General features: G+C 37.1%; 16 protein-coding genes. 9 read left to right on the forward strand and 7 right to left on the reverse strand.

The features are described from left to right. Positions 1-7 precede the first annotated feature (7 nt). From KYH19_RS09265 to KYH19_RS09280, 4 genes are all read left to right on the forward strand, one after another. Positions 8-286 (forward strand): hypothetical protein, encoded by a 279-nt coding sequence (locus tag KYH19_RS09265; protein WP_219078465.1) that lies wholly within the window; start codon positions 8-10, stop codon positions 284-286. 145 nt (positions 287-431) lie between these two features. Next, the gene (locus KYH19_RS09270) at positions 432-1,376 is read left to right on the forward strand and encodes a phosphoribosylaminoimidazolesuccinocarboxamide synthase (RefSeq protein ID WP_219078466.1); all 945 of its coding nucleotides are present in this window, start codon (positions 432-434) and stop codon (positions 1,374-1,376) included. Positions 1,377-1,419: 43 nt separating this feature from the next. Then, positions 1,420-1,797, forward strand: a complete 378-nt coding sequence (locus KYH19_RS09275) for an STAS domain-containing protein (protein ID WP_219078467.1) — start codon at positions 1,420-1,422, stop codon at positions 1,795-1,797. Between the two features lie 70 nt (positions 1,798-1,867). Beyond that, the gene (locus KYH19_RS09280; RefSeq protein WP_132397555.1) at positions 1,868-2,773 is read left to right on the forward strand and encodes a ribonuclease Z; all 906 of its coding nucleotides are present in this window, start codon (positions 1,868-1,870) and stop codon (positions 2,771-2,773) included. Between the two features lie 488 nt (positions 2,774-3,261). Here KYH19_RS09280 and KYH19_RS09285 read toward each other — a convergent pair whose 3' ends face one another. The 3 genes from KYH19_RS09285 to KYH19_RS09295 all read right to left on the reverse strand — a co-directional run bounded on the left by KYH19_RS09285 (position 3,262) and on the right by KYH19_RS09295 (position 6,038). Then, positions 3,262-4,215 (reverse strand): MlaD family protein, encoded by a 954-nt coding sequence (locus tag KYH19_RS09285; RefSeq protein ID WP_132397557.1) that lies wholly within the window; start codon positions 4,213-4,215, stop codon positions 3,262-3,264. A 170-nt stretch (positions 4,216-4,385) separates the two neighbouring features. After that, positions 4,386-5,162, reverse strand: a complete 777-nt coding sequence (locus KYH19_RS09290; protein WP_219078468.1) for an N-acetylmuramoyl-L-alanine amidase — start codon at positions 5,160-5,162, stop codon at positions 4,386-4,388. A gap of 12 nt (positions 5,163-5,174) precedes the next feature. Further along, the gene (locus tag KYH19_RS09295) at positions 5,175-6,038 is read right to left on the reverse strand and encodes an N-acetylmuramoyl-L-alanine amidase (RefSeq protein ID WP_219078910.1); all 864 of its coding nucleotides are present in this window, start codon (positions 6,036-6,038) and stop codon (positions 5,175-5,177) included. Between the two features lie 164 nt (positions 6,039-6,202). Between KYH19_RS09295 and KYH19_RS09300 the strand changes: the two genes are divergently transcribed. The 5 genes from KYH19_RS09300 to trxA all read left to right on the forward strand — a co-directional run bounded on the left by KYH19_RS09300 (position 6,203) and on the right by trxA (position 12,528). Further along, positions 6,203-8,773, forward strand: coding sequence for a putative LPS assembly protein LptD (locus KYH19_RS09300; protein ID WP_255562604.1), 2,571 nt, complete (start codon positions 6,203-6,205; stop codon positions 8,771-8,773). A 4-nt stretch (positions 8,774-8,777) separates the two neighbouring features. Further along, positions 8,778-10,022 (forward strand): competence/damage-inducible protein A, encoded by a 1,245-nt coding sequence (locus tag KYH19_RS09305; protein ID WP_219078470.1) that lies wholly within the window; start codon positions 8,778-8,780, stop codon positions 10,020-10,022. Positions 10,023-10,078: 56 nt separating this feature from the next. Further along, positions 10,079-11,431 carry a dihydrolipoamide acetyltransferase family protein gene (locus KYH19_RS09310; protein ID WP_219078471.1) on the forward strand — a complete coding sequence of 451 codons (1,353 nt, stop codon included), beginning with the start codon at positions 10,079-10,081 and terminating at the stop codon, positions 11,429-11,431. A gap of 71 nt (positions 11,432-11,502) precedes the next feature. Further along, positions 11,503-12,117, forward strand: a complete 615-nt coding sequence (locus KYH19_RS09315; protein WP_219078472.1) for a hypothetical protein — start codon at positions 11,503-11,505, stop codon at positions 12,115-12,117. A gap of 114 nt (positions 12,118-12,231) precedes the next feature. Further along, on the forward strand, positions 12,232-12,528 hold the full coding sequence (gene trxA, locus KYH19_RS09320; protein ID WP_219078473.1) for a thioredoxin: 297 nt from the start codon (positions 12,232-12,234) through the stop codon (positions 12,526-12,528). Here the strand turns inward: trxA and pdeM are convergent. The 4 genes from pdeM to KYH19_RS09340 form a co-directional block, all read right to left on the reverse strand. After that, the gene (gene pdeM, locus KYH19_RS09325; RefSeq protein WP_219078474.1) at positions 12,525-13,163 is read right to left on the reverse strand and encodes a ligase-associated DNA damage response endonuclease PdeM; all 639 of its coding nucleotides are present in this window, start codon (positions 13,161-13,163) and stop codon (positions 12,525-12,527) included. The two genes, trxA and pdeM, sit on opposite strands and share 4 nt — an antisense overlap. Positions 13,164-13,235: 72 nt before the next feature. Continuing rightward, the gene (locus KYH19_RS09330; protein ID WP_219078475.1) at positions 13,236-15,713 is read right to left on the reverse strand and encodes a ligase-associated DNA damage response DEXH box helicase; all 2,478 of its coding nucleotides are present in this window, start codon (positions 15,711-15,713) and stop codon (positions 13,236-13,238) included. A 348-nt stretch (positions 15,714-16,061) separates the two neighbouring features. Further along, positions 16,062-17,651, reverse strand: coding sequence for an ATP-dependent DNA ligase (locus KYH19_RS09335; protein WP_219078476.1), 1,590 nt, complete (start codon positions 17,649-17,651; stop codon positions 16,062-16,064). A 2-nt stretch (positions 17,652-17,653) separates the two neighbouring features. Next, complete coding sequence (locus KYH19_RS09340; protein ID WP_219078477.1) at positions 17,654-18,682, reverse strand: ligase-associated DNA damage response exonuclease; 1,029 nt, start codon at positions 18,680-18,682, stop codon at positions 17,654-17,656. Positions 18,683-18,745: the final 63 nt, after the last annotated feature.

Here is an 18,745-nt window from a genome sequence, read left to right on the forward strand (position 1 = left end):
ATAAATTATGGAAATTATTAATTTAGAAAATGATTTGAAGCTTTCTTTTGAAAAATTGCCTCATGCCATTAGATTAATCGTTTCAAAGGATAAAGAAGAATTGGTTTGTCGCAAAGAAAAGCTGAGAAATCTGTTTGCTTTTACCAAACTAATTAAAGCGCACTTTTTTAAAGGACGACTTCAGTTATGTAAATCTGATGATAACATTGCTATTCTGTTCAAAAATGAAAATATCGGTGCCATTTCAGCAGAAAGCTTTAAACAAGTATTAAATAATTTGAAATAAAAAAACTCGCAATCCATCAACTGCGAGTTTTTTTATAATATTTTATCATCGGACCTCCGACTACGGTCTTCGGACTTTTTATTTAATATTAACCAGAGACTACATTCTATGGACTTTCACACTTTTTTCCTATTTTTATCCCCTCATGAAAGCACTTAAAGAAACTCATTTCAATTTTCCAAATCAAAGTAATTTTTACAAGGGTAAAGTCCGCGATGTATACACTATAGCCGACCAGTTTATGGTAATGGTAGTATCTGACCGTATTTCTGCTTTTGATGTCGTATTGCCTGAAGCCATTCCATTTAAAGGACAGGTGCTGAACCAAATTGCAGCTAAATTTTTAGCAGCTACTCAGGATATCGTTCCCAACTGGGTTTTAGACGTACCAGATCCAATGGTTACCATTGGCCGTATCTGTGAGCCATTTAAGGTTGAAATGGTAATTAGAGGTTACTTAGCAGGTCATGCATGGCGTGAATATAGTGCAGGAAAACGGTCGGTATGTGGCGTTTCTTTGCCTGATGGATTGAAAGAAAATGATAAATTGCCTCAGCCCATTATTACACCAACAACCAAAGCTTCAGTTGGGCATGATGAGGATATCTCAAAAGAAGATATTTTAGCCAAAGGCATTGTTTCCATAATAGATTACGAAAAGTTAGAAGAATATACGCATGCCTTATACCAAAGGGGAACTGAGATTGCTGCAAAAAGCGGATTGATTTTAGTTGATACGAAATACGAGTTTGGTATGGCTGATGGTGTAATTTACCTGATCGACGAAATTCATACACCAGATTCTTCCCGTTATTTTTATGCCGATGGCTATCAGGATCGCCAGGATAACAATGAACCACAGAAACAACTTTCAAAAGAGTTTGTAAGAAAATGGTTAATTGAAAATGGTTTTCAAGGAAAAGATGGACAGGTTATTCCAGAAATGACACCGGAAATTGTAAATTCAATTTCAGAACGTTACATTGAACTTTATGAAAAAATTGTAGGGGAGACCTTTATAAAAGCTGATGCTGATGCAATTTCAAGCCGCATTGAAACTAATGTTTTAAAGGCTTTAGAAACACTTTAAATTCGAAAGAAATTTATACATTAGTACCATAAAGATTAGAGAGATGAAATTTTCAGTAGATAAACACGATAAATATGTAACCTTAAAGTTAGAAGAACATAAGTTTACAAATGACAATGCCCCAGGTTTAAAATCAGAGTTCTATTTGCTTAATGCAGGGGGATTTAAGAACATCATTGTTGATTTAAGTTATGTTACAGAGTGTAATGATGCACAGGATTTAAGCTGCTTATTGGTTGGCGACAGGCTTTGCAAATCGGCAGGCGGATTATTTATTGTAATCGGAATTAATGATGAGCTGGCATCAATTATCGAATTATCAAACATATTTCAATCTGTAACGTTTGTTAATACAATAGATGAAGCTACTGATTTTATCTTTATGGATGAGTTAGAGAAAGAGTTTAGAGGCGCTAAATAACAAAATATTTAAATAACATTCCGGCCTCGTAGTTTCTAAAGATCTACGAGGCTTTTTATATCTTATCATGATGAAATTTGAAGTTACAATTTTAGGAAGCAGTTCTGCAACTCCTGTATTTAACAGGAATCCTTCTGCACAACTGTTAAATTGTAATGAAAAATATTACCTGATTGATTGTGGTGAAGGTACACAACAACAATTGGCTAAATACAATCTTAAAGCAGCCCGTATAGATTATATTTTTATCAGCCACTTACATGGCGATCATTACTTCGGTTTAATCGGATTGCTCTCCAGTTTGCATTTGAATGGCAGATCAAAACCCATGCAGATATTTGGTCCCAGACCTTTATTGGAAATTTTAGAGATCCAGTTTAAATATTCTGATACCATGTTGAGGTATCCAATTGAGTTTTTTCCAATCGAAGCCGATCAGTCAATACAGATATTCGAGAATAACGATTTAATAGTTAAAACCATTATTTTAAATCACCGTATCCCTACTACAGGCTTTATCTTTCAGCAAAAGAAACGACAACGTAAATTAATAAAAGAGAAGACTGATGAAGTGCCCATGGCTTATTATACGGCCTTAAAAAAAGGAATTGATGTAGAACTGCCCAATGGCGATATTTTGCGCAGTGAAGATTACACTACCGAACCAGATGCACCGCGATGTTATGCCTATTGCTCGGATACCTTGTTTGATGAAAGCTATTTTGCGACCATTAAAGACTGCGATACTTTGTACCATGAAGCCACCTTTATGCACGACCTATTGGACAGGGCTAAAGAAACACATCACACTACCGCTTTACAGGCAGCAGAGGTAGCAAAGATTAACGGAGCGAAGAAATTACTCATCGGCCATTTTTCTTCACGTTACAAAACCTTACAAATGCTTTTAGAAGAAGCACAGTCTGTTTTCGAAAATACGGAGTTAGCTGTTGAGGGAAGGACCTTTCAACTTTAGGGATTTTCATCTTTTTTACTGCAACGCGCGTAGAGAATACATAAAGATTCGCAGAGTTAGTTTCAAAGCAAAAGTTAAATACAATCTGCTTATATCCATGAGGCCCCATAACAAAAGTTTTTACCATGGATTACGCAAATCACGGCAAAACTAATTCTATTATTGGCTCTATATTTTCCATTTTTACCACAGGACACACGACGAAGTGTAAATTATCTTAAAGTAAAGTGTAGCTAATGATGATGTGCAATCTGTTTCTATCTTCTTAAATCTGCGGGAACCCAATAGAAAATTTCCCCGCGGATTACGCAAATTGCCGCAGAATTAATTCCGTCAATTTTAAATTCGTTTAAAGATTATTCATTGCATTCAGGATGACAAAGAATTGAACTAATCAATTTTACGTGTCATAAAAACATTCATATAGAATTGAACAAAAAAAGCCTTACAATTTAAAACTGTAAGGCTTTCACATTTATAAAAATTAATTACTTATCTTTTTTATTGCCACCTCCAAATACAGAGAAGTGAACATAACGCTTAGGATTGGCTTTTAAATCAATCATTAATTCATCAAGATTTTTTGAAGCATTATTTAAATTCTGATACATTTTATCGTCGTTTAGTAACAATCCTAAACTGCCTTTTCCACTTTTAATTCCAGAAATTACGCTTTGTAAATCAGCAATAGCATTGTTTGCGTTATCTAAAGTCTGTTTAAAGTTAGCAGCAGCAAACTTATCGGTAACGGTATTAATATTAGTCAAAATATCACTTATCTTTTGGTTGTTGTTATTTAAGTTTGCAGTAATGCCTTCTACATTCTTAAAGATAGCTTCAATACGTTTACTTTCCGAACCTACTAAACCATCAACTTTTTTCGAGGTTGTTTCTAACGAAGCTAATGTACCCGCAATGCTATTAAAACTTTTATCAACGTTTTTCTGAAAGTTAGGGTTCAGGATAGAATTGACACTACTTAAAATAGAATCCATTTTACCGATTATTAATTCCGCTTTCTTTTGAACTGGCTGTACCTGCTCCATTAAACCTTTTTCTACATTAGCATTTAAGGTAAAACCATCTTCAGCCATTTTTTTAGAGTTACCTAATGACATTACAATAGCCTTGCTACCCAAAAGATCTGTACCTTCTAAGCGCGCAATACTGTTTTCGGGAATTTCGTACTTGCTGTTTACGCTTAACGTAGCAATGATACTGCCGTCTCCCTGTAGCTCCAATTTAGCTACTCGGCCGATCTGATAACCATTAATTAGGATAGGTTTTGATACAGTTAAACCGTCAACCCTCGTATATTTTGCATATAATGTAGTTTCACTTGAGAAAATTGAATTTCCTTTTAAAAAATTATATCCAATTATTAATAAAGCAATGGCAAATGCAGCTAAAATACCTACTTTGGTTTCGTTCTTAATCTTCATGAGTGTTTTATTTAATGGCTACAAGTGCTGAAATATGTTTTCTTCACTTGTTAGAGCGTATTATTTTTTTATTGTGCTAAACCCTATAAATACATAAAGGCGGCACTATTTGTTTGGTATCTGATTTATATTTTTTTCAAAGTTAAAATAACTATCATTTATAATGACACTTATTTAACCTCAATATTTTTTTTGTATGTTTTTATTGCTTCTAAAATAGAATTGGCGATCTCGTTCTGCCCATTTTGCGAATTAATATATTTTTCTTCCTCTGTATTCGAGATAAAACCTACTTCTGTTAAAACTGCAGGCATCCCACAGCGTTGCAACACCAAAACACCCTGTTCTTTAACACCGCGGCTAAATCGTTCATCCCGTTTGACGTAACTATTCTGTACTAATTTGGCAAATTTAATGCTTTTGTCTCGAAAGGTATTTTTTAAAAGCGATAAAAGAATAAAACTACTTGGGTCACTTGGGTCATAACCATCATACTTACTTTTGTAGTTCTTTTCCAATTTAATATCGGCATTCTCGCGTATGGCTGCATCTTGTTCCTTTAACCTGTGCGATCCTGCAACCAATGTTTCTACGCCTTTAATATGTTTGTTACCCGGAGGCATTGAATTACAATGTACGGATATAAAAAGATCTGCTTTAGCTTCGTTCGCTATTTCGGCCCTTTTGTATAAATCGACATCTATATCTGTTTTACGTGTGAAAATTATCTTAATTTCAGGCATTTCCTCTTTTAATAACGCACCTAGCTTTAAAGCAACCTTTAGCGAAATATCTTTTTCTTTCGAAAAACTACCGGAGGCACCAGGTTTTCTTCCACCATGACCGGGATCAATAACTATTGTTTTGATCTTATAACCTTGCGCGGGGACTTTTTCAACAACGAGTAACGAAAATAAAAGTATTGTAATCAGAAGTTTAATCTTCATGCATTCGGGATATTAAAATGATGTTTCGGCGATACGTTTATAATTTTTAATCGCTTTAATAATGCCACTCACAATTTCATTTTGTCCTTCAGGAGAGTTCATATAGTCTTCTTCTTCCGGATTACTCACAAAACCTATTTCAGTTAATACGGCAGGCATCGCCGCACGGGCCAAAACGGCTAGGCTTTTCTCTTGTACGCCCCGGTTGATCCGGCCAGCATTAATATATTCCTGTTGAAGCATTGAAGCAAACTTTAAACTTCTCTCTCTATTGGTTTGTTTCATTAAGGATAACATAATGTCACTTTCAGGGGTATTTGCAATAAAACCCTCATAGTTTTTCTGATAATTCTCTTCCAGAAACATGGATGCATTTTCCCTTTTGATCACTTCATCCTGCTCACCTAAACGGCGTGTTCCAGACACGAATGTTTCTGTTCCTCTTGTTGAAGTACTCTTAGAGGTAACCGTTCTGTAAACAGGTACTTTTCTACCCCGTACTTTTTTATAATAATCTACCACTCTTGATACCCTAACAGGCATATCATTTAAGTGAATGGAAATAAATAAATCGGCCTTTGCATTATTGGCAATATTGATACGCTCATATAAAGGAATAAACACATCCGACTCGCGGGTATAAATCACTTTAATATCTTTCAAACTATCCTGAAGCGCCCGGCCAAGATTTAATGCGGTTTTAAGTGCCACATCTTTTTCCTTAGAATACACTCCATGGGTTGCACCATCTTTACCACCGTGACCGGCGTCGATCACAATTGTTTTAATTTTATATTCCTGTGCAAATGCCTGATTATCAAATGAATTTGATAACACTAAATAAATAATAATTGTTAAAATGGATTTAAGATACATCAATGGTATATTTTTCACTAATTTTGAACGTTTTTGATTAAACATCGGTGCAAAAATAACATTCAAACACGAATTTGAAACTCCTGAAGAGCTCTATTTTACTAATATCTGTCATTTTATTAACACTTGTTGTTGGTAAAGCTAACGCATTTTCTCATTTTTCATTGCAACAAATCATAAAGCAAGACACAACCAAAAAGGATACGACTAAAAAGACAGGTAAAAATAACAGCAGTATCGACCAGAAAGTAGAATACAAAGCAGAGGATTCGGTAAAAATGAGTGCTGATAAAAGTATTGTCTATTTATATGGAAACGCAAGGGTGGTATATGGTGATTTTGAGCTAGATGCGGCTTTTATCAAATATGATAAAAAGCAAAATTCTATTTTCGCCCGTGGTGTTAAAGATGCAAAAACTGGTAGATATACCGGGAAACCAATCTTTAAATCAGGAGCCGAAGGAACTGCCATAGCCGATTCTATTTTTTACAATTCAGAAACAACCCGTGCCAAAGTATATGGTGTTTTTTCGGAGCAGGAAGGTGGTTTCTTCTCTGGCGGACAGAGTAAAAAGCAAATAGATGATGAGTTGCACATTAAAAATGTAATGTACAGTACCTGTAATCTTCCGCATCCGCATTTTGGATTAATGATTTCTAAAGGGGTAGTAACGGAAAAACAGATTATTACCGGCCCAGTTTACATGATTATTGAAGACATTCCTACTTTCCTGGGGCTGCCATTTGCATTTTTTCCTAAACCAAACAAACGAACATCAGGCGTAATCCTTCCTACACCAGGAGAAGATGCTACAAGGGGGTTTTTCTTACAGAATGGTGGTTATTATCTCGGATTAAACGATTATTGGGATGCTAAACTTTTAGGTTCTATTTATACCAACGGCTCTTATGAAGCAAGCGTACTGAGTAATTATACCAAAAGATATAAATACAACGGTAATATCAACTTAGCTTACTCTAGTTTCAAAGATGGTTTAGAAGGTACTGAAGCTTTTAGAAATCCCACCAAAAACTTTAGTATTAACTGGAGCCATAGCCAAAATGCAAATGCCAATCCTGGTACTACATTTAGCGCCAGTGTAAGATTGGTATCAACAGGAAGAAAAGGATACTATAAAAATACTGCTGCTGGTGCCAGCTATGATATTAATACGATTGCAACCAATTCTACAAGTAGTAGTATTAGTTATGCCAAGGCTTATTCGAACGGTATGAATTTCTCTTTGTCTGCATCAAGTGATCAGACTTTAAGTACAAGAGCAATATCGCTTAGGTTACCTGAAATGACTTTCAACGTGCCTACATTTAACCCATTTAGTTCTAAAAATGCAGTTGGAGAGCAAAAGTGGTATCAAAAAATTACAGTTGGTTACAGCTTACAGGGAACAAACCGAATTGATACTTTTGACAGTTTGCTTTTTCAAAATGATGGCTTAAAACGTTTAAGGAGTGGTTTTTCGCATAGTATTCCAATAAATATGTCTTTCACAGCTTTGAAATATCTTAACTTTAGCCTGGGCGGTACCTACAACGAAGTTTGGAATTTCCAGAGTGTAAACAGAAGATATACCAGTTATGCCGATAATACTTTTTCATTTAGAGAAGATACTCTTAGTGGCTTTAAAAGAGCAGGTAGTTACAGTTTGTCAACCAGTATGTCGACTAAAATTTACGGAAGAAGAGATTTTAATCCGGCTGGTAAGATACAGGCAATGAGGCATGTAATGACCCCAAATGTATCTTTCTCTTACTCCCCGGATTTTACCAAAGCAGGAGCAGGGCCTTTTAGACCCGCAATAAACCAGGATGGGAATCAAATTTATATCAGCGGGCAACCTTTAAAATATTCTATTTTTGATGGTATGGCACAGCCAGGCTCTTTTGGCGGCCCTAACGCATCTATTGGTTTTGGCCTGGATAATACCGTCGAACTAAAGGTGAGGAATAAGAATGATACAACCGGAACAGGCTCAAAAAAGATTCCAATCATCCAGGGTTTGAGTTTTAGTGGTTCGTATAATTTCCTGGCTACATCCTACAAATTATCAACTATCGGCTTTAGTGGCAGATCTCAGTTTACTGATAAACTGGGGATTAACTATAACGGAACTTTAGATCCTTATACGCTGGGAGCAGATACTATACCAGGTTCTACACGACAGATCAGACAAGACCGTTATTTCTGGCAAAGTGGTAAATTTTTACCGCGCCTGGCTAACTTTGGCTTCTCATTCGATTACAGTTTAAATCCGGAAGCATTAAAGCGTAAGAATGAGGCTAATGACAAATTGGGGGAGGCAGCCAACAAAAAAGGCTTGACCGATATACAGTCTGAGCAATTGGCGGCTATAAGTCGTGATCCGAATGCTTTTGTTGATTTTAACATTCCATGGAATTTCTCGTTTTCATATAGTTTTCAATACTCAAATGATGGAAACAACAATACAATCTCGAATACATTAAACTTTAATGGTGATGTTAATTTAACACCGAAATGGAAGGTTACTTTTAACTCAGGTTACGATTTTAAAAACAATGGCTTAACCCCAATGAATTTAGCAATTTACCGCGATTTACATTGCTGGGATATGAGTGTAAACTGGGTTCCATACGGTGCTTACAAAAGTTATTCTGTTACTATAAAAGTTAAGGCTTCGATATTACAGGATTTGAAATTGAGCAAAAGACAGGGTTTTTACAGCACATACCGATAAATTTATGCTAGCCGAAATAATTACCATTGGTGATGAGATTCTCATTGGCCAAATCGTTGATACCAATTCTGCCTGGATGGCTAAACAGTTAAATTTAATTGGCGTTTCCGTGAAGCAGATCACCTCAGTTTCTGATGATGAACAACATATTTTAGAAGCCCTCGAACTTGCCGAAAAACGAGCAGACCTTATTTTAATTACCGGTGGCCTGGGCCCGACCAAAGATGATATTACCAAAAAAACTTTGGCAAGGTATTTTAATATGGGCTTTCGTAATGATCCTGGTGCATTGGAAATGGTTCGTCAGATTTTCGAAAAATACAAACGTCCGTTATTGGATATCAATATTCAGCAAGCCAATGTTCCTGATGGTTGTGAGGTGATTGTAAATAAAAATGGTACTGCGCCTTGCATGTGGTTTGAACAAAACAACACCATTTTTGTATCCATGCCAGGTGTGCCTTACGAGATGATGTACCTGATGGATGATGAAATTCTGCCCAGAATTACAAGCAGGTTTAAGTTGCCCTTTATTGTTCACAAAACCATACTTACGGCTAATATAGGCGAATCATTTCTAGCCAAAGAGATTGAGGAAATTGAAGATAGCTTACCGGCGCATATCAAACTGGCTTATCTACCAAAATTAGGGCAGGTACGTTTACGTTTGTCAGCCAAGGGCGATAATGAAGCAGAATTGAACAAAGAGGTTGAGGTTTACGCTAAACAGATTATATCAAAAGTGAATAAGTTTGTGGTAACCGATGAAGATATTCCCCTTGAAAAAGCGATTCTGAATCTCATGAAAAGTAAAGGACTTACTTTATCGACAGCAGAAAGTTGTACCGGTGGATACATTGCACATTTAATTACGCAACATGCTGGTTCTTCTTCGGTTTATTGGGGCGGGGCAGTAGCCTATGCTTACGAACTTAAAGAATCTATTCTTGGTGTAAAAGAAAGTACATTAAACTCATTTGGTGCCGTAAGTGAGCAAACTGTAACAGAAATGGCAGAAGGTGCAATCAAACATTTTAAAACCGATTATGCCATTGCCGTTAGTGGCATTGCTGGTCCGGGGGGTGGAACAGAAGATAAACCGGTTGGTACAGTATGGATTGCAATTTCTTCAAAAAACAAAACTGTAGCTAAGGTGTTTAATTTCAGTAACAAACGAATTCAAAACATTGAACGTTCTGCTGCATCGGCATTGGCCATGTTATTAAATCTCCTTAAAGAAACAGTTTAGAAAGAATAAAAACTGTATTTTTGTAGCGTTACCAATATAAAATACTGTAATTTAATATGGCTCAATACGAACTATTGTTACCAAAAATGGGTGAGAGTGTTGCGGAAGCAACGGTGATTAAATGGGTAAAACAACCAGGTGATTCTATTGATTTAGATGATACCATTCTGGAAATCGCTACTGATAAGGTAGATTCTGAAGTTCCATCTCCGGTTGCCGGTAAATTGGTGAAACAGTTATTTGCTGCAGATGAAGTTGCCCAGGTAGGTGATGTAATTGCCATTATTGAAACCGAAGGCGGAGATAACGCTACAACTAAAGCTCCGGTTGCAGAAAAACCAATAGCTGAAGAAAAAATTGAGACTATTCCAGGTATTGAACAACTACCATCAGAAAATACTAACGTAGCAACTGATTTCAGCGCGTCTGAACGCTTTTATTCCCCTCTGGTTAAAAGTATTGCTACTCAGGAAAATATTTCATTAGCTGAGTTAGATGCAATTAAAGGCTCTGGTGCTGACGGACGGTTAACTAAAGATGACTTGTTAGTATATATCGCTGATAAAAATAATGGAGAATCCATTTCAAAAACTAAAACAGTTGTTTTAACGCCACCTGCTCCACCAACAAGCCAAATAGTAGAAAATAAAGTAAGTTCAGCACCGGTTGTAAATAAAACCTCAACAACCAGTGTGAGTGGTGGCGACGAAATTATTGAGATGGACAGGATGCGAAAGTTGATTGCCGATCATATGGTAATGAGTAAAACCACTTCTCCGCATGTTACTTCTTTTGTTGAAGCCGATGTAACCAATATGGTTTTATGGCGTAATAAAGTAAAAAACAGTTTCGAGAAGCGTGAAAATGAAAAAATAACGTTTACTCCAATATTTGTAGAAGCAGTTGCTAAAGCGATAAAGGATTTCCCGATGATCAATGTTTCAGTTAATGGAACACAGATTATCAAAAAACGTGATATCAATATTGGTATGGCTGCTGCTTTACCAAGTGGAAATCTAATTGTTCCGGTAATTAGAAATGCTGATCAGTTAAATTTAGTCGGTTTAACCAAAGCAGTTAACGATTTAGCTGCAAGGGCCAGAAACTCTAAATTAAAACCTGATGAAACGCAAGGTGGAACTTTTACATTAACCAATGTAGGTAGTTTCGGAAATGTAATGGGCACGCCAATTATTAACCAGCCACAGGTGGCAATTTTGGCAGTTGGCGCCATTAAGAAGAAGCCTGCAGTGTTGGAAACCGAGCACGGTGATGTGATTGCGATCAGGCATATGATGTTTTTATCATTATCGTACGACCACAGGGTTGTAGATGGTTCTCTTGGAGGGATGTTTGTGCGGAGAGTTGCAGATTATTTAGAAAGCTGGGATTTGAATAGAGAAATTTAATCAGTTTGCAGTTTTCAATTAAAAATTTTCAGTTGGCTTGATACCAACAATTACCAGTTTAACAATTAAGAATGTTAGCGTCAAATTTAAAATCGATAGTTTCAGATAATATATTGCATGCCAAATGGTTAAATACGTTATCTTATATGGAAAATGCAGGTGCAAAGAAGATTTCAGCTTCTGAGCATAAAGAAAATGTAAACCTGATTATTCTTAAACATGCTGCAGAAGAACATCGTCATGCTTATTATTTAAAAAAGCAGATTTCGAAGATTGACGAGACGCTTTGTAAAACTTATACCAATGCCGAGCTGTTATCTCCAAACCAAACAAAATACTACTTACATGCTTTAGATATTGCGGTTTGCCGTTATTTAAAAGCTGTATTTAATCTTTCTGGTTATGACTTAAAATTCGCAGCGTATTTATTTGTGACTTATGCCATTGAAGTGCGAGCAGATGAGCTATATCCAATTTATCAGGCCGTTTTAGATGAAGCTAAAAGCAAGGTGAACGTAAAATCGATTATTTTGGAAGAAGAAGGGCACCTTGAAGAAATGATGAATCAACTGGTTAGTTTTTCTGACGATTGGGAAAATCATGCAGCTGAAGTAATCAAAATCGAAAAAGCTTTGTTCGAAGATTGGGTTGCAGCCTTAGCTGCAGAATTGCCGATAAGCGCTTAAATAATCGCTGATTGTCAGAGCGAAAATACATTAAGAAGTCAAGTTTTTAAAACTTGACTTCTTTGGTTAAAAACCAATCCAATTTTTTGTTGTTTCTAAATAAAAGCAAATATCATGGCTAAGTTTTCAGATTTAATTAACGGTGATAAGCCTGTATTGGTAGATTTTTTTGCTGAGTGGTGCGGTCCTTGTAAAATGATGAAACCGATCTTGGAACAATTAAAATCGCAGGTGGGAGATTCTGTTTCTATCATAAAAGTAGATATTGATAAAAATCAACCAGCCGCTTCGTCTTTCAATGTTCAAAGTGTCCCTACTTTAATTCTGTTCAAAAAAGGAAAGCAGGTATGGAGGCAAAGTGGTGTTTTACAAGCTTCGCAATTGAAGCAGGTGATTGATACTCACTCTTAAACTTCTACCACGCTTTTTGGCGTAACTGCAAAAATACGTTCGTTTGCTTTTGGATAAACCGCGTAAAGTCCTGTAAATAAACTAAAAGCAGGTAAAACAGCATAATCGTTTCCAAAATAGAAACAAGGAAATTTTAATCTTTGTTTAGCTTTGCCTACAATAGTTACACCGGGATGGATATGACCACTGATAGGATATAATTCTTCCTCAGTGCAATTTGGCGCATCATGGATAAAACAAAAAGGGCCCAGACAGAAGCTAGTCTCATGTATTTCGATGTTCATTGCAGCATAATTCGCATGCGAAAGACGGTCGTGATTTCCCTTTACCAATAGAAAGTTAAGTTCTTGGTATTGTTTTCTCCATGCTAAAAATTCATCAATATCTGTATTTAAACCATGATGGAACATATCGCCATTAATCAGTAACGTTTTAGGATTGTACTGTTTAATCAATAAACTTAAACGTTGAAGATCGGTTTGCGCAATGGTAGCAGGTACTTGCAAACCAGCCTGACGGAAGTGTGCGGATTTACCCAAATGCAAATCGCTTATAGCTAAAAGCTGATGTTTGGGTAAAAACAAAGCCCTTTCCTTATCTAAAATCAATTCTTCACCCTGGCTTGTAATGGTCATTTATTTTATGCTATTGTCATCCTGAGCTTGTCAAAAGATCTTTTAATTTCGACAGGTTACAAGAAGATGTATTTATTTAATTTTCTCGGATTCGGCTTTCATCCTTACAATCCGTTGCTCTAATTCTTCCGAACTCATATTTTCGCGCAAACTGTCTACTTTAATAGGAAAGGACAGCGGTGTAAAACTTTTCGGATTGGTGATAATAATCGCTCCATTCTGAATTCTTTCTAAAGCGGCTGCCAATCTTGGCTCTTCCAGTTGCTGGTAAAAAACCTCATCGTATGACTGTCGCAAAAGTAAATTATGTTTATCGTAATCGCTAAAAACATTAAAAAACAGACCAGCAGATGACTGGAGGTGCTTATTGGCTACATATTTGCCCGGATAGCCCTGGAAAACCAGTCCTGAAATGCAGGCAATATCCCTAAATTTCCTTCTTGCCATTTCAGTTGAATTGATGCTCAGCGTAATGTCTTCGGTTAAGTTCTTAGGTGAAAAAACCTCGTAGGCAATCGATTCGTCCATCGGGATTTCTGTCTCACTTAAAAGCTCAAAACCATAATCGTTCATGGCAATAGAAAAACTGATGGGTAGCAGTTTACTTAAACGATACGCTACCAGCGCTGCTAAAACCTCATGCACCAAACGTCCTTCAAATGGATAGGCAAAGAGATGAAAACCTTCTTTATTGTTGATCAGTTCAATTAATAATTCATCGTTTCTAGGTACATGAGAACGTTTTTCTTGCAATAAAAATAGCGGGTAAACAGAGTCCAATTCCTCATCCTGATGGGTTTTATCCAACGCCTCATTATATTTTTTTCTTAAAACTGATCCTAAATTGGAAGATAGGGGTAAGCGGCCGCCATTCCAGCTCGGCGAAATCGCATTTTTTTGCTTGCTCACCCTTACCACAACAGTCATATCTTTTACCTGAATAAATTCTAAAACCCTGCCCGCCAAACGAAAATTATCTCCGGCTTTTAAACGGGTAACAAAATATTCTTCCACCATGCCAATGTAACCGCCAGAAATGAATTTAACTTTCAGCATCGCATCACTTACGATAGTTCCGATATGTAACCTGTGTCGCATGGCCAATTGCCTGCTCTTCACTTTCCAAAGCCCATCCTCATCCTTAACTACCTTTTTAAATTCGGTATAGGCACTTAAACTATCTCCTCCAGAGGTGATAAATTGCATAACCCAGGTCCATTCTTCAGGAAGGATAAGTTTAAAAGCATGTGTATTTTTAATTTCTTCATAAATAACTTTATCATCAAATCCGTCGCCTATGGCCAGCGTAACTAAATACTGAACCAAGGTATCAAATACCATAATAAAAGGCTCACGGCTTTCTATATTGTTTGTTTTGGCTGCTTCTTTAATCGCTGCCGCTTCCACCAGTTCTAATGCATGGGTAGGTAAAAAATATATTTTAGAGATTTCATGCGGGGAGTGGCCAGAGCGACCCGCTCTCTGCAAAAACCTGGCAACACCTTTTGGCGATCCTACCTGAACAACCGTATCAACAGGCTTAAAATCTACTCCTAAATCCAACGAGGAAGTAGCAATAACAGCTTTAAGCTGTCCCGTATGTAAAGCATCTTCAATCCAGTTACGAAGCTCAAAATCTATCGATCCATGGTGTATGGCAATCCTCCCGGCCAGTTCCGGTTCGATATTCAACAAATGCTGGTACCACATTTCCGATTGTCCGCGGGTATTGATAAAAATTAAGGTCGTTTTACTTTTCTCGATAATGGGTAAAAGCTTATAAGCCAGTTTTAAGCCTAAATGCCCAGCCCAGGGTAATGTTTCGATGTCATCAGGTAAGATTGATTTAATCTGGATTTTCTTTTCTAAATCAGCTTTAACAATGATTCTTTTGGCTTCTGGGTTTGGCTCTAATACATCCAAAGCTTCATCAATATTTCCAATGGTTGCTGATATCCCCCAAATCCTTAAAAACTGTTTTTTTTCAAGCTTTTGTAAGCCTTTAATTCGAGAAACGGCTAACTCAACCAGCACACCCCGTTTACTGCCCAAAAGTTCATGCCATTCATCCGCCACAATGCATTTAAGATTTCGGAACAGGGTTGAAGAACCCTTTTGTGCCAGTAACAAATGCAGGCTTTCCGGGGTAATCAATAAAATCTCCGGCATCGATTTTTTCTGCTGCAATTTTTCTGCCTGAGAGGTATCACCATTGCGTACACCAACGTGCCAATCTAATTCCAATTCCAATAAAGTTTCGCGCATGGCCCTTGCAATATCTTTGGCCAAAGAGCGGAGCGGGGTAATCCAGATTAACTGCAAACGATCTTTAGCTTTTTTGTTATTTGCTTCTGAGGCATTTAAAGCTTCAATCACTACTGCTAGAAATAAAGAAAATGTTTTCCCAAAACCTGTAGGCGCATTTACCAAACCGCTGTAACCATCCAGGTAATACTGCCAGGCATCTTCCTGAAACTGAAAAGGCTTACGTTTATTGGTTTTTAGCCAGGCTTTTATCTTTTTATAACCTTTGGTTTTGGTTTGGTCCATGCGCAATTTATTTCCTTATAGGTTTTATATTGATAAGTTTTAGTTTTTTGAAAAGCAATAATAGTAGTCTTTCGGTTACAGCAGCCCCGCCATACGCTTTACCTTTTTTGCGATTTTTCTTTTAACATTAATATATTCCAGCAAAAAAGGGTGCCGCTCCTGTCGGGTTTAAAATCGCAAGGCATACCTAAGTAAGCTAAACCTGACAGTAGCGAGCATCCCGATTTTTTCTATCGGGATAAAGCGAATGGCAGGACTTTCGGTTCAGATGCACACAGAAACCTGCTTTTCTAATAACAATTCTATTAAATCTCCCTCGGTCTGTGAGAACACAGACCATGAATCGCATTACAAGGTAGATTGCAGCAACTGCCTCAAGTCTTCCAAAGTATTAATTTCATCTGCTTTTTTATCTTTTCGCCAACGCAATATACGTGGAAAACGTAAAGCTAAACCTGCTTTATGCCGTTTACTTTCAGCAATTCCTTCAAAAGCAATTTCGAAAACCAGTTCAGGTTTTACCGTACGTACCGGTCCAAATTTTTCAATTGCATTACGGGTTACGAACGAATTTACTTCTTTAATTTCCTTATCTGTTAAGCCCGAATAGGCTTTTGCAATCGTGACTAAGTTTTCGCCATCACGAACCGCAAAAGTATAATCGGTAAAAAAGTTAGCCCTTCTGCCACTTCCTTTTTGCGCATAAATCATTACCGCATCAACAGTGTAGGGATTGATTTTCCATTTCCACCAATCGCCCCGCTTCCTACCACTATGGTAATGAGAACTCAATTTTTTTAGCATGATCCCTTCGCTATTGATCGATCTCGAAGTTTGTCTTAAATCAGCCAATTCTTCCCACGAACTGCAATTGATTACCGGAGATATTATCACCGGACTTTCATCTAAATCACCAATTAGCTGCTCTAATATTTTTCGTCTTACGCTTAATGGTTCCTCTCTGAAATCTTTGGCTTCATATTCTAAAATATCATAAACAAAAAAGCCAATAGGAGCATCTTCAAGCTGTTTTTTATTGATCGTTTTACGGTTTAAGCGTTGTTGTAATGTACTGAATGATAACACCTTTTTATCTTGCACAGCCAGTATTTCGCCATCCAAAACCACGCCATCAGGCAAAACATCGATCATAAAATGCAATTCAGGAAACTGTTCTGTAACCAGTTCTTCTCCACGGCTCCAGATAAAGAGCTCTCCATTCCGTTTTACAATCTGTCCGCGGATACCATCCCATTTCCATTCGGCCTGCCATTCAGAAATAGCTCCCAGTTTTTCAGGTTCCTGCTCTAAGGCATATGCGAGGCAAAAGGGGTAAGGCCAGGAATTATCGGTATTTACGTGGATACCATTGATCAGCTCATGAAAGGTAATTTCATAAGGATTCCATTTACCCATGATGCTGTGCATAATCTGGGCACTATCTAAACTACTCTGTTTAGCCAGTGCGTTCACCAGCATTTTATTGGAAACACCGATCCTGAAATTTCCAGAAATTAATTTGTTAAAAATAAAACGTTCCTGTGTTTCGAGTTTATTCCATGCATTTAAAATAAATTCTTTTTTGGTTTCATCATCCTTACCTTCCAGATCGTGCAAGTCTTCAACCCATTTATGCAATTGAAAATCAGAAGTATTTTCGGCAGGTGGCAATAACAGCGCGATGGTTTCACTTAAATCACCAACATTGGCATAACTTTCGGCAAATAACCATTCTGGCGTTTCAGTAATGTCTATCGCCCAGTATTTAAGCAAGGCTGATTTAATTGGCCTTTTAGGTTTTTTGCCTGTAAATAACGCAATAACCCATACCTTATCTTTATCATCTGCATAGTTAAAATAATCAACCAATGCCGCAATTTTATCATTGGTTTTATTGCTCAGTTCGAGCTGCTGGATCAATTGGGCAAAACGTTTCATCTTTACTTATTTTCGTTTTGATCAACCAAATCTACTTTATTTTCTTCATCGTCTTCTTGCCCAAACTTGGTTAACACTTCAGCAGCTTCTATGCCTACATCATTTAAAAACCGGCTAAAAGCAGCTGTAAAACCATGTGTAACGTATACTTTTTCTGCGCCTGTTGCGGTAATAGCTTCCATTAAACCAGGCCAGTCTGCATGGTCGCTCAGTGCAAAGCCTGCATCAGCACTTTGCCAACGGCGATGCGCCCGAACTTGCATCCAGCCGGAGCAAATACCAGTTACCGGATGGGTTAAATTTTTGATCCAGCGGCTATCCCGCATGGCAGGTGGTACAATTACAATACCTTTCTGCAATTCATCTTTAGTGGTTTCAGGAGTAATTCGGATAGTTTTGGGAAGATTTACACCTGCATCAATAATTACCTCATTCAGGTTAGCAATACTGTTATGTACATAAATAGGGATATCACCAGCCAGGTTTTTAATTAAACGTTGTGCTTTGCCTAAACTATAGGCAATTAATACACTTGTTTTTTGCTGTGTAATATTATCACTTATCCAGCTCCTGATGCCATTAAAAACAATTTCTTGCTTTTGCCATTTGTAAACAGGTAAACCAAAAGTACTTTCAGAAACAAAAGAATGACACTTTACAGGCTCGAAAGGTGTGGTAATGCCATCATCCTCAATTTTATAATCACCAGAAATAACACAAATTTCACCTTTATAAGCTAAACGTACCTGAGCAGATCCGATAATATGTCCTGCAGGGAAAAATGAAATATTCACTCCATTACGGGTAATGCTTTCTCCATATTCCAATGTTTCTACATTTAAATCTTCGCTGATCCTGCGTTTGATGATAGGCTTTGTTAAGGTATGGCAGAGATAGTATTTATTTCCAAAACGAACATGATCACTATGTCCGTGCGTTGTAACTGCGTAATCAACAGGCCACCAGGGGTCTACATAAAAATCGCCTTGTTTACAATAAATCCCTCTTTTGGTAAATTCTATTAATGCCATAGCTAGTAAACAATAAATTTATTGATTAGTTTTTAAATCAAAATCGGCTAAAAAACCGATAAT

This window comes from Pedobacter sp. D749 (assembly GCF_019317285.1).
Classification (GTDB): Bacteria; Bacteroidota; Bacteroidia; order Sphingobacteriales; family Sphingobacteriaceae; genus Pedobacter.

Excerpts from the sequence above, each read along its gene's own strand:
- KYH19_RS09310 (WP_219078471.1), top strand. The coding sequence starts at position 10,079 with ATGGCTCAATACGAACTATTGTTACCAAAAATGGGTGAGAGTGTTGCG.
- KYH19_RS09265 (WP_219078465.1), top strand. The coding sequence starts at position 8 with ATGGAAATTATTAATTTAGAAAATGATTTGAAGCTTTCTTTTGAAAAA.
- KYH19_RS09315 (WP_219078472.1), top strand. The coding sequence starts at position 11,503 with ATGTTAGCGTCAAATTTAAAATCGATAGTTTCAGATAATATATTGCAT.
- KYH19_RS09340 (WP_219078477.1), bottom strand. The coding sequence starts at position 18,682 with ATGGCATTAATAGAATTTACCAAAAGAGGGATTTATTGTAAACAAGGC.
- KYH19_RS09270 (WP_219078466.1), top strand. The coding sequence starts at position 432 with ATGAAAGCACTTAAAGAAACTCATTTCAATTTTCCAAATCAAAGTAAT.
- pdeM (WP_219078474.1), bottom strand. The coding sequence starts at position 13,163 with ATGACCATTACAAGCCAGGGTGAAGAATTGATTTTAGATAAGGAAAGG.
- KYH19_RS09285 (WP_132397557.1), bottom strand. The coding sequence starts at position 4,215 with ATGAAGATTAAGAACGAAACCAAAGTAGGTATTTTAGCTGCATTTGCC.
- KYH19_RS09335 (WP_219078476.1), bottom strand. The coding sequence starts at position 17,651 with ATGAAACGTTTTGCCCAATTGATCCAGCAGCTCGAACTGAGCAATAAA.
- KYH19_RS09295 (WP_219078910.1), bottom strand. The coding sequence starts at position 6,038 with ATGTATCTTAAATCCATTTTAACAATTATTATTTATTTAGTGTTATCA.
- KYH19_RS09305 (WP_219078470.1), top strand. The coding sequence starts at position 8,778 with ATGCTAGCCGAAATAATTACCATTGGTGATGAGATTCTCATTGGCCAA.
- KYH19_RS09290 (WP_219078468.1), bottom strand. The coding sequence starts at position 5,162 with ATGAAGATTAAACTTCTGATTACAATACTTTTATTTTCGTTACTCGTT.
- KYH19_RS09275 (WP_219078467.1), top strand. The coding sequence starts at position 1,420 with ATGAAATTTTCAGTAGATAAACACGATAAATATGTAACCTTAAAGTTA.
- KYH19_RS09280 (WP_132397555.1), top strand. The coding sequence starts at position 1,868 with ATGAAATTTGAAGTTACAATTTTAGGAAGCAGTTCTGCAACTCCTGTA.
- KYH19_RS09330 (WP_219078475.1), bottom strand. The coding sequence starts at position 15,713 with ATGGACCAAACCAAAACCAAAGGTTATAAAAAGATAAAAGCCTGGCTA.
- trxA (WP_219078473.1), top strand. The coding sequence starts at position 12,232 with ATGGCTAAGTTTTCAGATTTAATTAACGGTGATAAGCCTGTATTGGTA.